Genomic DNA, 13,150 nt, shown 5'->3' with positions numbered 1-13,150 from the left:
TCACTTTTTTATCTTTAAATAATCCTAGCACTTCTTCCTTATAAGCCCAAACACCAGCAAAAGAACAAAAATCACTATTCTCTTTTTTATTTTCGGTAACTCCACTAAGAGCATCAATATGCCCCTCAGTAATCCATATCCACTCTTTATTTTTAAGTGTAGAGTAAGTTAGATTAAAAGGAAGTGGGATTTCAAGTTCAGAGCAATTAACATTTAACTCTTTAATTGTAGAATCTCCACTAATAGTTCTTAAGGAAAATCCACAAATTAAATCTGTATATAAATCAAAACAAGGAACAACACAAACATTTTTAGAGTAATTCCAGCCATACTTCTTTTTACTAAAGACTTTAAAGTCTTGTAAATCCTCTAAGGGAAAGTATTTAGTTAATTCTTGCTCTAATCTTGCAATATCATTCCAACCTAAAAAGCCTATTGTTTTAACATCACAAGTAATCCCACGATTCTTATAATAAGCTTCTTTTTTATCTTGTTGTGTTAAAAGGGAATAACGATATATGAAGGTATAAACCATTTTTAATTGCATATTCCTAGATAAATTTTTATAATCTCCAAAGATTTCTCTTAACACAATATTTTTAAATTCTTTTTGTGGCTCAAAGACTTTAACTTTTTCTTTCAAAGTTGGCATTCTTTTTGCCACTTTTGGTTGAATAGCTTGATAGCTACTTGCTTCAAGGAATGGAATATTCCAAGCACTATGCAACCACTCACAAGCCTTTTTAAAATCTCCATTAAATGCCATCTTAGCCATTTCAATAGGACCACCACCTAATCCACAAGCAAAACAATGACAAGAATTGCTCTTAGCATAGACTGCTAAAGAAGGTTTTTTATCTTGGTTTTTATGGGCTTGAATATTAAAGCAGTGCATAACTTTACCATTGCTTTGGATAGCATAATCAGCCCCTATGGAAGCTAACACTTCATTAATAGAAATCTGTTTTAGCCTATCTAAATCATATTTCATTTTTACTCCTTTTACTACTCTATAAGACCGCTATTATTGATTGCCTCAATAATTTCCTTGTTGTTACAATTTTCTGCACACTCTTTAAGCTCAATAAAATCACTCTTATTCCAGCCTATGTGCTTATTAAATTCTAAAAAGTCTATAACAAACTCATTATCCCTATTCTCAATGGCTACTTTTAGTTCTTCTTTAGAGATTTTCTCATCAAAGCAATCATTTTCATAAAAATTCATAATATCTCCTTGTGAAATTAAAATTAACAAGGATACAAGCAGTATAATCCCACCCTCTTTGGGATACTTGTATCCCAACAAAGGGTAAGATTAGAGTAGTTTTTGGCTACAAGTTTAAATAAGTTTTAAATATTCGCCATTTCTCATATCAAAGGCAAAAGTTTGAGAGATAAATTGCTCTTTAACTTTTACTTTACCATCCTCTTTTTCTTCCTCAAGTATTTCTACTTTTTCAAAGTAACCTTTAATTAAAAATCCTCCAATATCTTTCTCGCACAATCCCGCACTTAATAATAAAGCTGATTGCCCATCATTGGGTGTTTGAATGCTAGAGATAAAATTATTTTTTATAGGATTTAGTAATTTATTCCAAAATTCTTTAGGAGCATTTGTATTGGCTAAAAGCTTTTCTTTTTGCCAAATTTTAAGCTCTTGAAAGGTTTCAAAAAGAATCCTCTCTTTAAAGTTTGATTTTGGTATCTCTACATTTGAAAAATCTACTTCAGCAAATGGCTTAGAATTGCTCTTAGAGATTAATGCTAATAAGTCAGATTGACTTTCTGCATTCTTATCCTTTTTAAAGAGCAAAAAGTATTGTTTAAACTTTAAATGGTCATCATTATCAAAGAAAAAATTTGCAACAAATTGCATTTTGGCTTTTTGTAAATAGCTAACCATTCTTTCATTAATACAAGATGGATTAATGATTAAAAGCATATAGCCTTGCTCACTAATTGTTCCTACCCAAGTTTTTACAAACTCGATTTCTAAACGATTGTTTGCTTCTTGTGTTTTTAATTCCCCATAAGGAGGATTTAAAAAAAGAAAATCAAAAACATCTTTACTCTTTCGCATACCATATATGGCATCTGCAGAGGCAAATAAATCCACTCTTTCTTGTGCTTCTTTGCCTCTATTCTCATCTAATTCAACACCAAATGTTTTTATATTCTTAAAGCTTTTTTTCCATAACTCCAAAATAATGCCTTTTCCGCAACAAGGGTCGCAGATTCTAAAGTTACTAAATGTTTTATCTTTAGAAATCTCCTTGATGAATGCTTTAACTGCATTAATATCAGTAGGATAATAAGCTAATTTTTCTTCGCAATTTAATCTTGCCATTTTTTCTCCTTTAATTCTTTAATTCATAAATATTTAAGCCACTTCTAAATCACTTTTGTAGCTTTTTGCTTTAATTTCTTTTTTTCTTATCATAGAGTGATACACTAACTCAATTATTTTGCATAGCTCCTTATACTCATTATCAATAAGAAAACTCATATCAAAAAGAGTAAGAAGTTCGGTATCTTTTGCTTTATCTCCAAGAGAATGTAAAGCAGTGTAGCTTATAATAGGTGTTAGTGATTTACTTTTTAACAATTCAAAAACCTTTTTTCTAAAGTTTTTATCCTTTGGAACAGGAATACCTAACTTATCAAGCCAATTAGAAAAATCTTTTAATGTTTTCTCATTAACTTCAATGAAACCAAAAAGTGGCTTTTTAGTAATTAAGTATTTTTTACTTAATAACTCCTCTGTATAAATAATTACTAAGGAATAGCCACGCTCTAAAGGTGCAATTTCTCTTTTATAACGCATTTTGCTCCTGAAGTTTATGTGTTTGGCATTAGAAAATCCTGCTGATAATCTTTTATCAGACAACACAGAAGTAAATGATTTATTAAAAACCCTATTGGTAACTGCTTTGATGATTTGTGTTTTTCCAAAAAGCTCTGCATAAAGCACATCTTCATTGTTATCAACAAAAACATCAATGCAATCCAACCTAAAAACAGATTTTCCATCACTGCTTTCTGTAACTAAAGCCATAAAATCTTTTTCTTTATTAGTATTTAATGTATTATTCATTTTTTCTCCTTATTAACATAATTAACAAGGATATAAGCAAAAACCCTTAAGTGGGATAGCTTATATCCCAACTTAGGGTTTAGGGGAAGTAGAAATTTTAACTTTCTACTTTGTTAAGTAGTTTATTTAGAATATTTAAGATTATGATTTATTTCAAACTCTCTAGCATAAAATTCATCATAACCCAAGTGCTTGATATAATGGTTATAGCAGTAACCACTCCAACACCTAAAAGCCAATAAATGCCTTGCACTTTTGCATTTGCAATTTCAGCTTCTAACTTAGCTTCAAACACCTCTTTGGTAGCTTTCATTTCAGATTGAAACACCTCTTTGGTAAGCAACTCATTTCTAATCTCTTGTATAGCTTCATCTTTCAATCTATCAAGTCTAATTGCTTGAGTGGTCGCTCTATCATTAACCACTTCTTCAAAAGCCTTGATAAAGACTTCAGATTGTTGAGGGTTACTAAAAGCACTTGCTAATAACGCCTTGAAGCTCTCATTAAGATGATATGTAGTTTCTCTTTGCATAGTATATCCTGACATATTTATCCTTTTATATGATTAGATTATAACATAATAAACAAGGATACACTATCCCTGTTGGGATAAATCTATCCCAACTTAGGGTTTAGGGTGAAACATAGATTTCAATAATCTATAAAAACTATAAATATAAATTCAATATTTAAATTTCTCTCTTTTCTCCTTTATCGCTTCACTATAAAGTTACACAGGGTGTAACTAAACTGCTCCTTTATTCAATATTCCTAAAATAAGGATAATTGAATATTTTTACAACTTTCATCTTTTAAAGCATTCACAATATCATCCGCAGTCATTTCACAAACCATTTGTTCGCCATTTTTAATGAAAGTTACCGACATTGTTTTTTGCCCTAAATCTTCTCTAATTCTTTGTTCTAAAGAAACTTCTATTAACGCTTTTTCTTTGACCTCTTTAGCAAATACATTACTTTGCAAATTCCTATAATGAAGCTCAAAAGGATTCCACTCTCTAGGAGAGAAGCTCCATTCAGAAGTTTCTGCTTCTGCATTTTTAGAATCATCATTCTTTAAAATTGCCTTTGCGATTTGCTCTTGAATAGATATTCCCTTATCAACAGCTAAGGAAGCTAATTCATTAGCGGTATTAACAAGTCTTCCCTCTAAATTATTTAAAGCTTTGATTTTTTTACTCATAAGGGTTAGGGCTATATATTGTGGAGAATTACCATAAGTAAAGAATTTCACAATACATTTTTCTTTTTGCCCTATCCTCCAAGCCCTACGAGAGGCTTGTTTTAAAGTAGAAACATTGTAGCCTGTTTCATAAAAGAAAAGACTAGGATAATCAAGTAAATCCAAACCTGTTTTAACGAGTTCTGGATTACAAATAAGAATATCCGCATAATTATCTTTAATCCACTTATCTCGCTTATCAGGATTAATAGCACTTGATAAATGTTTAATGATTTGATTAGGAAAAGATTTTTCAAGGATTTTAACTATCCTCTCAGCAACACCAAGTTCAGAAAATGTTACAAAAACAATAGTTCTACGCTTTTGTTGCATTTCTTTTTCTAATTCTTTAATTAAGGCTTTTTCTTTATTGGTAATGTAACTTTCATTAACTAAAGGATAATACTCTATAAATTCAATGCCTAACTTTTCCTTGCTTGTATCAACAGATTTTGCCATAAAAGGTAAATCTGGTATTGACAAGCTAGAATTTGCTAAAGCACCCAATAAATGTTTTTTACCCTCCATAATTTGTTCTACAATATCACTTAAAAAATCTCTATAAGGAATAGAGATTTGCTCCTCTAAATCTACACTAATAATCTCCTCTTTATAATTAGGTAATGCTGTATTCATCTCATCAAGTCTCAAGAATAAAGTCATTCCTAACAATTCTTTAACAAGAAGAGGATTAATAAAAGGAAGCTCCTTTAATTTAGTAGATTTTCCCTTACGAGTGATTAGACCATCTTGGAGGCTTAAATTATGAGCTTCTCCAGCAGAGTATTCTCTTTCAAAAGAACCAAAGGTTTCTACAAATTTTTGCACTTCACTATATTTTAATCCTAGAGTTTTTTTCATAAATTGAGGATTCATTTTATAGAGAATATAAAAGATAGAGGAAGCATAACCATTAAGTAATGTTCCTGTTAATCCTACAACTTTCTTACTGCAAGAGGCTAAAATTCCAAAAGATGTGCCTTGTGCGGTATCGTTTCCTTTAAGTTCGTGAATTTCATCTAAAATGAGTAAATCAATAAAATGTTTTGGCATTTTCTTTTTAACAAATTCTGCCACCCCATATTTTTTCTTTGCACCAACTAATGGATTCTTTTTTATTCCAAGTATCCATTCTTTAAAGGTAGTTTGTTGGAATTTATTTATACTGATTAATTTCCTGCATTTTTTGCAACAAACCTTTTCCTCTACATTTTGTGTTAGTCGTGATAGAGTGCAAGTGATGTCTTTACTTAAAGTATAAGCTTCACCTGTGTATTCATCAATGCGTGTAACATTAAGGAATGTATTATTATTTTCATCTGCAATAGTTTCTAATTCCCTACCACAACTAGCACACTTAAGAACACTTAAAGAATTGTTTATTTTCTTAATTTGTGTTTTTGCGGTTAAATCTAAAAATGGTATGCGTGGATAAGATAACTTAGCAACTTCTTTAGAGCAGATGAAAAATCGTAATAAGTTTTTTTCTAAATTCTTAAAAACTGCCATATCAGAAAATTTTTTAATGATTATAATTTCATAATTTAAAATTGCTTCATCACTTTTTCCAAGTGTTACTTCTATCTCACTTGCCCATTTAGGAACAAGATGGGATGGACTCATAATAAAGACATTCCCTCCATTTTTCAATAAAGAGTAAGATAAACTAATCCCCATTAAAGTTTTTCCTGTCCCCATCTCACAAGATAAAAGAAGGGATTTTCTTTTTTTCAAGTGATTAACACCAGCAGTAATAATAGTAGCTTGTGTAGGAAAAGGCTTTTTCTTAAGCTTTAATAATGTTTCAATATCTTTATTGTATTTGGCAGGCTCTTGTAATCCTATAAATGTAGGAGATACTGATTCGTGTAAAGAAGCCTTAATAGCAGTTTTATGGTTGATTAAAAAATCTGAAAAATTCATTGTTTTCATTGTTTATCCTTATTCATAAATGTTTCTATACTATTTTGTAAATCATAAAGACCATAGCTTGTAAAACAATCCACAGGCTCATCATCTTTAGTAGTAATTTGGACATCATAAACATCACCATTTAACCAATAGTTAGTTTCTTTAATGAGTGCTTCCCAATATTTAAATTCTTTATCAAGAATATTTTGGGTTAAGCGTTTAACTCCACGCATTTCCTTTAATTTCTCTTTTCTAACACATAAAAAACCAGCTAAGCTACTATCCCATCTATCTGAGAATTCAACACCACCAGTATTGCCTAGTGAAAGAACAATTCCACTATGAATATAGGCATTAACTCTAGCAAAAATATAGTCATTGTCTTTTAAGAAACTTTCTATATCTTCAGGCTCTTCAAAGTCATCAGGATAAACTTTTACATAACCTTCTTTAGAATCAATTTCTTTAGTGCCAAAGCCATATCTTTTTAATGTGTTTAAAAAAAGAATATCTGAATCCTCTAATGGGCAATTCATCTCAGCATAGTCAATATCATAAACTAGCCCATTGCATTCAAATCTTTCACCGATTAATTTGCTTTGATTATTTTCATAATCTGCAAAGTTTTCTACTAAAATTCTTTTATAAATTTTCATTTTTAATCCTTTAAAATAAAGCCTTTAAAAAGACCAATAAAACAAGGATATACCTAACCCAAGTGGGATAAAGATATATCCCAACTTAGGGTTTAAATTTATTATAAGAGGCAATTAATCCATTCTAGCTTTATGTTTAACTTTGCGTGTGTATTTGCTTCTATCTCTCACAAATCTAGTTTGTAAATTAATCTCTCTCTTATAAGAGGCAATAATTGCCTTATTTCTTTTGATAGCTCTTTTTTCCATTGTTTATTCCTTATTAATAAAGTCTTAAAGACTAATAACAAAGATATACCTATCCCCTAAGTGGAGTAAAGATATATCATAGTCTAAAAGATTAAAACAAGGATAGAAGTATCCCAAAGTGGGATAAATCTATCCCAACTTAGGGGTTAGTAGTAACAAAATTAGCTAAATTATTTGGTTAGTTGTTGAAAGAAAAAAGTCATCATTGCAAAATTTGCAGAGACAGCGACTAAAACAGAAGCTACTCCAATGCCTAAAACCCATCGGATTAATTCTGATTTTACCTCTGCAATCTCAGCTCCAACTTGATTAATCTTAGCTCTAACAAAGTCTTTCGTAGCTAATTGGCTTATATACTTTCTTTGCTTAATACTTTTAAAAAAATTGATAATCCAAATATCCCTAGTTCCACTAAGGTCTTTAATTGTCGCACATAGCTCTATTAAAAAACTTTCGTGGAAAGAGGACACACTACCTTTACTATCAATGTATTCTACTTCTCTTGCTTCTTTATACTCTTTATAAGTAATACTTGCATCTTTAAAAGTATTTTCTATAACACTTTTAACTTCATCAATATTATCAGACTTAAACCATAATTTTTCGCCATCATAGACTTCAAAATTCTCTTTAAAAGTTGTTAATTGCATTGTTTATTCCTTATATTTCTTCATTCCAAACAAATTCATCTGGATAACTAAAATCACTAAGTTTAGCAATTTCACCTTTCTTATTTTGTATATAGTTTTCTGTATCACACTCTATATAAAGTTCTCTTGCATCAAGATATTTTGTCTCACTAGTTATTTTGTATTGCATATCCTTATCAATATCCTTTGTAACAGTCCAAGTATTTCCATTTCTAGATAAATCTTGACTTGTTAGGAAATTATCAGAATTAAAGAAATTTTTATTAATAAAAGCAATAGCTTTTTCATAACTAGAAGTAACAAGAAGTCTTACACAATTAGCATTATAATCATCAGTATAAGCATAAACGATATAGACATAGATACTTTGATATTCTGCAAAACCTTGATGAAATTTAATTTTTCTTGCATTTTTGTTCATTGTTTTACTCCTCATTTATGCAATTGCACTAATTTAATGGTGTTATTAACTTTATCAAAATGCAATCTAAAGAGTTTTTCTAGGATTTGTTTTTCATAAGAATAACCCCTATAAAGCATTTCTTTTTTAGAGATACCTAAAATATTAGATTTTATGTAATACCTCCACCAAGATTCACCATTAATCACACAATAACATTGTCTCTTTTTATCAAAAAACATATTTTTTGGATTAATATTATTTTTTAGCAGTATATAAGCAAAGATTCTATTTTGTTTCATCTTTGTCCCCTTTGCTTTTTTTCACAAAGTCATATAAGACTTCGATTAAAATTTCCAAGCACACAATAGGTGCGATAAGAAACATTTTCACAAAAAGTGTAAAAGACAAAAACTCTTTTTCTTGCTCCAACTTATCTTTCTGAAAATAAAGGGTTACAAACCCACAAACTAAACAAATTCCCAAATAAATAAGCGTAAAAAAACCAACATCACAAAGGTTCATAATATCCCCCTTGTTCTTAGGTCTCTTAGCTCCTCATCAGAAAGTAGATTTTCCTCTCCAAGTTTGTAGCTTGTTACAAGAACTGCACCATACATTCCTTGTCTTTCTAAAACTACAACAATTCCTGTCATCTTATCAATGATTTTCTGGGAAATGCTTTTGTGATTGCAACCTACTTCTTGGGTTTGGGTTTGTCTAATTGCTCTTGAAATAGCACTACTTAAAACTTGAACTTCATCAAGGATAAATCTTTGTTGAAGTCTATTAGCAAAATGTTTGGTAACTTTAATCCCACTTTTGTAAGTTCTTAAAAGATTGTTATACAAAAAGCTCTCATTAGCTTTTGTTTTTTTGCTCTCTTTTTGTGCTACACTTTTTGCAGTTTTTTCAGAAATGATATTTATTAAATCGTTTAACGATACTCTGTTTAGATGAATATTTGTCGCTGACATTTGAAAACTCCTTAAGAAGTCTGCAAAGGAAAACGACAATCAATTAATCCACAAGGGATAATTTGTCCCTTGCAGACTAGTATAAATTTTTAAAAATAACTAAAACCTATCAAGCTAAGATAAACCAAGCTTGAACAACCATTGAAGTATTTGCTCTAAGATAGAATAAAATACTCTAATAAGAGATTATTATCCGAAAAATACATAATCCCCTGTTGGAATATAAAAAAGCCTAAGTTTCCTTATTTTTCTGTAACTAAATACCTATTTTTATCTATAACTTGCCTACCTCTATTGCCATTCCATCCTGTTACTAAAATAGCAGTATGAGTATCTCTCTCATATTTCACTACAAAAGTAGTAAAACCGCTAGTAATTTCAAAAAGATTCCTTGCAGGATTCTTTGAAATTTCAGTAACAATATGAGCAACTAAAGATAGGTCAAAACTCCTATTGCCTAAACGCTCTTTAAAATGATTGCTAGGGATTATTTTAAGCATTTCAACTCCTTTTACCTAATCAAGAGGTATTTCGCTCTTGTGGTAGTCTTTGAAAAATCTTTTAAGACATTTTCATAGCTTTGAGGATTTCCTTGCTTCCAAGCATTAATATCTAAAGAAGTGCTTGTTATTCCACCTGCTAAACTTAAAACTTTATTATCAACACTTAATTTCTTGATTTCTAAATTATTAAGCTTATCTACAAAAGACTTTTTTAAAGAATCTAATCTCTCATTTAATACCTTTGTAGTTTCATTTAAAGTTAGTATTTCTTTTGCTTCTTCTTTGAGTGCTTCATTAATATGTGTGCAACCATTAAGTCTTAGCGGACAATCACTATTAAAGGGGCATAACCCACAATAACCTTGTGCTTCTGCTTTGGGTTCAATTTGTAACTCTATTGCATCTCTTAATTCCTCTGCCTTTTTCATCGCTATTTTTTGTAAGGATGTATTGGGTTGTATCCAAAAGAATTCGTGCCAACCATTATTAACATTAAGGGCAACAATACAAGCAGAAATTTTTTTATTCTTTTTTTCTTGCGCTAAAAGTGCCATTTGAAATTGCACTTGCAACACCCAAGATTCATAAGGAGATTCAACACTGCTACTAAGTGATTTGCACTCTACAATAATTGCTTCATATTTATTTTCTATCAAAAAATCAATATGGCTTCTAAAAGAACCATCATCGTTTTTCACCTCATATTGTTCTTTAAAAGGAATATTTCCAAAGCCTTTTTTCACTAAATCTTCTGCTAAATGACCACGCTCAAAAGTAATAGATTGTTCTATGGATATTTCCTTGTTGTTCATTTTTTGTAAATAGGCTTTACGCAAACACCCTGCTATATCAGAGCTTCCAACATAAAGCTTTCTATCACCTAAATTCTCAAAACTTTCTTTTTCTAAAATTTCTTTGAAGTTTTTAGTCCATAATTCTTTAAAATTAATGGCTCTTTTTTCCATTTTCTATCCTTTAAAATAAAGTCTTAAAAAGACCAATAACAAAGATATACCTATCCCTTAAGTGGAGTAAAGATATATCATAGTCTAAAAGATTAAAACAAGGATAGAAGTATCCCAAAGCTGGGATAAATCTATCCCAACTTGGGCTGTAAGTATTTTAGTGTTAGAAGAGTTTTAAAATCGCTACAATAAAGCCACCAAGAGCAATTTGCAAACCAATAAGCCATTTAATAATGTCTGATTTTACTTCTGCAATTTCAGTTCTTACTTGATTAATCTCTGCTCTAACAAACTCTTTTGTCGCAAGTTCATTTTTAAACTTTTCCTCCACTTCATCTTTAATAGCTTTTGCGGTGATATTATCATTTGTTTTAATATCATTGGCTACTGCTAAAACAACATCTATGATTTCATCTTTTTTATCCTCTTGCTTAAACTTCTTAATCATCTCAACAAGTAAAAGCTTTGTAGAATAAGAAAGGACTTCTTTTTGTTGTGTTGTTGTTTCCATTTTTATTCCTTTTTCTTATTATACACTAAAACCACCAGATTCTATATTCACCCTCTCTTTTTGCATAATCGCATTTAGAAGCAACTTCTTGCAAATCATTAATAATTGCAATACTTTTAGGGGTTATAGGATAGATAGCATTTGTATTAAAATCCATCAAGGATTCATAATTAATGATATGCTCATCTTCTTGTATATGATAATGAATCTTTGCTTCCTCTAAAGTATTTGTTACTTCATCAAAAGTCAAAGTATATTCAATATCTTTACTACCTACTTCTCTACCAATTTTTACTTGATAATCCAATATATGATGGGGTCTATATCCCATTTTCTATCCTTTAAAATAAAGTCTTTAAAAAGACCAATAACAAGGATATACCTAACCCAAGTGGGATAAAGATATATCCCAACTTGGGGCTGAGTAATACAAGTTCTTATAAAGAATCTAAATATGCTTTTGTTATCTCTTTAAATGGAGTATATTGTTTATTTTTAAAATCTAATTTAGCAACAAACCATTTTCCATTCTTTCTAAGATAAACATATTCAATAAAATATTCTTTGGATTCTTTTTCTAAAAATTTAGTTAAAGAACATTCTAGTGCTTCTTCTTCATAAGCTTCTTCTTTTGTTTGTTCTATTGACTTCCTTAAAGCACTTATGTTTCCTAATTCAATTAGCCAATATGCTAATGTATCGCAATCATAATGCTCTTTTAAGGTTTTACCAACACCATCAACATATCCATCGTGGTGGCAATAAATGCCTTTGACTCTATCTGCATTGTCTTTTGAAGTAAAAATATAACATCGTGTAGCCATACTTACTCCTTTATGCAACTTGCTTAACCCAGCAGAGATTACCACTACAATCTTTTCTTTCAAAGAAGCCAAGATTCTTTAAAATTGAATCTTTGTTATAGGTATTCCCTATCACTCTAATCCAATCACCTTTTCTTTCATAATCAAAGCCTAAAGTTTTAAGTGCTTGTAAGTCTTGATTAATATCTACAACTTCAGCACTAACTTCTAAGCTTTCATCATTATTGTCTTGGGATGGAGTAATGATTCCATCTACTTCATCAATAGACCTAATACCATTAATATTAAAAGCTTTACGCAAAGCTTGTGCTTCAGCAACTTTTTTAATCATAGTATCAGGTTTATCTGCCCAAAACTTAGTGGGATTTCCTTCTTTAGTTTTCTGGACATATTCAGAATATGCTACTTCAGTAATAAAAGGCTTTTGTGTATCATTGCGATATACAATAGCCTTAGCAACTAAATCTTTTTTATATTCCCAAACTCCATTAACCATTTTTGGAGTTTCTTTTATTTCAGAGGACACTTCAATTCCACCAAAATTTCCACTCTTGTGAGCCATAGATAATAAGCCATCACGACTTACTAAAGGTTCAACTTTAACTACCCACTGTCCATTTACTTGAGTTTTCCTCTCTAAAAAGAATATTTCTTTTGTAATGGGATTTAAACCTAACTCTTGTGCAACCTTTAAACAAAAGTCTATATCTTTTACAGAAGCACCTAAAGGAAACATTTGATTTTTAATAAATGCGATGTCTTGTTCAGCTAGGTTTTGGGAATTGTTTTTTGTAATAATGTTTTTCATTGTTTATCCTTAATTAATAAAGTCTTAAAGACTAATAACAAAGATATACCTATCCCTTAAGTGGAGTAAAGATATATCATAGTCTAAAAGATTAAAACAAGGATAGAAGTATCCCAAAGCTGGGATAAATCTATCCCAACTTGGGCTGTAAGTATTTTAGTGTTAGAAGAGTTTTAAAATCGCTACAATAAAGCCACCAAGAGCAATTTGCAAACCAATAAGCCATTTAATAATGTCTGATTTTACCTCTGCAATCTCCGCTCTAACAAACTCTTTTGTAGCTAATTCATTTCTTAGCTTTTCAACGACTTCTTCTCTTATTAACTCAGAGGAGATTCTATTATCTCTTTTAACTTCA

At 30.2% G+C, this 13,150-nt stretch carries 19 protein-coding genes and 1 pseudogene; all 20 read right to left on the bottom strand.

Translation table 11 applies throughout. The features are described 5' to 3' along the window. Positions 1 to 991: CHC2 zinc finger domain-containing protein (locus LS72_RS09540; protein ID WP_138155294.1), on the bottom strand; the 991-nt coding region annotated here is incomplete at its 3' end. Between the two features lie 14 nt (positions 992 to 1,005). Beyond that, a complete protein-coding gene (locus LS72_RS09535) occupies positions 1,006 to 1,227 on the bottom strand; it encodes a hypothetical protein (RefSeq protein ID WP_034555262.1) in 222 nt (73 codons plus the stop codon). Between the two features lie 114 nt (positions 1,228 to 1,341). Further along, positions 1,342 to 2,349, bottom strand: coding sequence for a DUF6094 domain-containing protein (locus tag LS72_RS09530; RefSeq protein ID WP_034555260.1), 1,008 nt, complete (start codon positions 2,347 to 2,349; stop codon positions 1,342 to 1,344). Between the two features lie 33 nt (positions 2,350 to 2,382). Further along, on the bottom strand, positions 2,383 to 3,096 hold the full coding sequence (locus LS72_RS09525) for a hypothetical protein (RefSeq protein WP_138155293.1): 714 nt from the start codon (positions 3,094 to 3,096) through the stop codon (positions 2,383 to 2,385). A gap of 148 nt (positions 3,097 to 3,244) precedes the next feature. Further along, a complete protein-coding gene (locus LS72_RS09520) occupies positions 3,245 to 3,643 on the bottom strand; it encodes a hypothetical protein (protein WP_138155292.1) in 399 nt (132 codons plus the stop codon). A 224-nt stretch (positions 3,644 to 3,867) separates the two neighbouring features. Beyond that, complete coding sequence (locus LS72_RS09515) at positions 3,868 to 6,270, bottom strand: DEAD/DEAH box helicase family protein (RefSeq protein WP_138155291.1); 2,403 nt, start codon at positions 6,268 to 6,270, stop codon at positions 3,868 to 3,870. Continuing rightward, a complete protein-coding gene (locus tag LS72_RS09510) occupies positions 6,267 to 6,905 on the bottom strand; it encodes a hypothetical protein (RefSeq protein WP_034555565.1) in 639 nt (212 codons plus the stop codon). Before LS72_RS09510 ends, LS72_RS09515 begins: the two co-directional genes overlap by 4 nt. Positions 6,906 to 7,019: 114 nt before the next feature. Then, complete coding sequence (locus LS72_RS11605; RefSeq protein WP_269149291.1) at positions 7,020 to 7,154, bottom strand: hypothetical protein; 135 nt, start codon at positions 7,152 to 7,154, stop codon at positions 7,020 to 7,022. A 170-nt stretch (positions 7,155 to 7,324) separates the two neighbouring features. Then, positions 7,325 to 7,804, bottom strand: coding sequence for a hypothetical protein (locus LS72_RS09505; protein WP_034555102.1), 480 nt, complete (start codon positions 7,802 to 7,804; stop codon positions 7,325 to 7,327). A gap of 10 nt (positions 7,805 to 7,814) precedes the next feature. Continuing rightward, positions 7,815 to 8,225, bottom strand: a complete 411-nt coding sequence (locus tag LS72_RS09500; protein ID WP_034555101.1) for a hypothetical protein — start codon at positions 8,223 to 8,225, stop codon at positions 7,815 to 7,817. 11 nt (positions 8,226 to 8,236) lie between these two features. Beyond that, positions 8,237 to 8,506: a hypothetical protein gene (locus LS72_RS09495; protein WP_034555098.1), complete on the bottom strand. Its 270-nt coding sequence runs from the start codon at positions 8,504 to 8,506 to the stop codon at positions 8,237 to 8,239. Beyond that, the gene (locus LS72_RS09490) at positions 8,493 to 8,729 is read right to left on the bottom strand and encodes a hypothetical protein (protein WP_034555096.1); all 237 of its coding nucleotides are present in this window, start codon (positions 8,727 to 8,729) and stop codon (positions 8,493 to 8,495) included. Before LS72_RS09490 ends, LS72_RS09495 begins: the two co-directional genes overlap by 14 nt. Then, positions 8,726 to 9,181 (bottom strand): hypothetical protein, encoded by a 456-nt coding sequence (locus LS72_RS09485; RefSeq protein WP_052087374.1) that lies wholly within the window; start codon positions 9,179 to 9,181, stop codon positions 8,726 to 8,728. Before LS72_RS09485 ends, LS72_RS09490 begins: the two co-directional genes overlap by 4 nt. 242 nt (positions 9,182 to 9,423) lie before the next feature. Continuing rightward, positions 9,424 to 9,681, bottom strand: coding sequence for a hypothetical protein (locus LS72_RS09480; RefSeq protein ID WP_052087373.1), 258 nt, complete (start codon positions 9,679 to 9,681; stop codon positions 9,424 to 9,426). 11 nt (positions 9,682 to 9,692) lie between these two features. Further along, the gene (locus LS72_RS09475; protein ID WP_034555093.1) at positions 9,693 to 10,649 is read right to left on the bottom strand and encodes a Dna2/Cas4 domain-containing protein; all 957 of its coding nucleotides are present in this window, start codon (positions 10,647 to 10,649) and stop codon (positions 9,693 to 9,695) included. Between the two features lie 163 nt (positions 10,650 to 10,812). Next, a complete protein-coding gene (locus LS72_RS09470; RefSeq protein ID WP_138155290.1) occupies positions 10,813 to 11,160 on the bottom strand; it encodes a hypothetical protein in 348 nt (115 codons plus the stop codon). Positions 11,161 to 11,185: 25 nt separating this feature from the next. Continuing rightward, entirely contained in the window at positions 11,186 to 11,491 is a 306-nt protein-coding gene (locus tag LS72_RS09465; protein WP_034555434.1) for a hypothetical protein, read from the bottom strand. A gap of 106 nt (positions 11,492 to 11,597) precedes the next feature. Further along, a complete protein-coding gene (locus tag LS72_RS09460) occupies positions 11,598 to 11,984 on the bottom strand; it encodes a hypothetical protein (protein ID WP_034555432.1) in 387 nt (128 codons plus the stop codon). A 10-nt stretch (positions 11,985 to 11,994) separates the two neighbouring features. Then, a complete protein-coding gene (bet, locus tag LS72_RS09455) occupies positions 11,995 to 12,792 on the bottom strand; it encodes a phage recombination protein Bet (protein ID WP_052087400.1) in 798 nt (265 codons plus the stop codon). 162 nt (positions 12,793 to 12,954) lie between these two features. Further along, positions 12,955 to 13,150, bottom strand: a pseudogene (locus LS72_RS10935) (hypothetical protein); the annotation flags it as partial.

The sequence above is a fragment of the Helicobacter apodemus genome (assembly GCF_000765745.2).
Lineage (GTDB): Bacteria > Campylobacterota > Campylobacteria > Campylobacterales > Helicobacteraceae > Helicobacter_D > Helicobacter_D apodemus.
Note: the sequence above shows the minus strand (reverse complement) of the source record. Positions and strands in the feature narration are given on the sequence as shown.

Bases quoted from the DNA above. Each gene is read 5' to 3' on its own strand.
- LS72_RS09535 (WP_034555262.1), bottom strand. From the start codon at position 1,227: ATGAATTTTTATGAAAATGATTGCTTTGATGAGAAAATCTCTAAAGAA.
- LS72_RS09530 (WP_034555260.1), bottom strand. From the start codon at position 2,349: ATGGCAAGATTAAATTGCGAAGAAAAATTAGCTTATTATCCTACTGAT.
- LS72_RS09525 (WP_138155293.1), bottom strand. From the start codon at position 3,096: ATGAATAATACATTAAATACTAATAAAGAAAAAGATTTTATGGCTTTA.
- LS72_RS09520 (WP_138155292.1), bottom strand. From the start codon at position 3,643: ATGTCAGGATATACTATGCAAAGAGAAACTACATATCATCTTAATGAG.
- LS72_RS09515 (WP_138155291.1), bottom strand. From the start codon at position 6,270: ATGAAAACAATGAATTTTTCAGATTTTTTAATCAACCATAAAACTGCT.
- LS72_RS09510 (WP_034555565.1), bottom strand. From the start codon at position 6,905: ATGAAAATTTATAAAAGAATTTTAGTAGAAAACTTTGCAGATTATGAA.
- LS72_RS11605 (WP_269149291.1), bottom strand. From the start codon at position 7,154: ATGGAAAAAAGAGCTATCAAAAGAAATAAGGCAATTATTGCCTCTTAT.
- LS72_RS09505 (WP_034555102.1), bottom strand. From the start codon at position 7,804: ATGCAATTAACAACTTTTAAAGAGAATTTTGAAGTCTATGATGGCGAA.
- LS72_RS09500 (WP_034555101.1), bottom strand. From the start codon at position 8,225: ATGAACAAAAATGCAAGAAAAATTAAATTTCATCAAGGTTTTGCAGAA.
- LS72_RS09495 (WP_034555098.1), bottom strand. From the start codon at position 8,506: ATGAAACAAAATAGAATCTTTGCTTATATACTGCTAAAAAATAATATT.
- LS72_RS09490 (WP_034555096.1), bottom strand. From the start codon at position 8,729: ATGAACCTTTGTGATGTTGGTTTTTTTACGCTTATTTATTTGGGAATT.
- LS72_RS09485 (WP_052087374.1), bottom strand. From the start codon at position 9,181: ATGTCAGCGACAAATATTCATCTAAACAGAGTATCGTTAAACGATTTA.
- LS72_RS09480 (WP_052087373.1), bottom strand. From the start codon at position 9,681: ATGCTTAAAATAATCCCTAGCAATCATTTTAAAGAGCGTTTAGGCAAT.
- LS72_RS09475 (WP_034555093.1), bottom strand. From the start codon at position 10,649: ATGGAAAAAAGAGCCATTAATTTTAAAGAATTATGGACTAAAAACTTC.
- LS72_RS09470 (WP_138155290.1), bottom strand. From the start codon at position 11,160: ATGGAAACAACAACACAACAAAAAGAAGTCCTTTCTTATTCTACAAAG.
- LS72_RS09465 (WP_034555434.1), bottom strand. From the start codon at position 11,491: ATGGGATATAGACCCCATCATATATTGGATTATCAAGTAAAAATTGGT.
- LS72_RS09460 (WP_034555432.1), bottom strand. From the start codon at position 11,984: ATGGCTACACGATGTTATATTTTTACTTCAAAAGACAATGCAGATAGA.
- bet (WP_052087400.1), bottom strand. From the start codon at position 12,792: ATGAAAAACATTATTACAAAAAACAATTCCCAAAACCTAGCTGAACAA.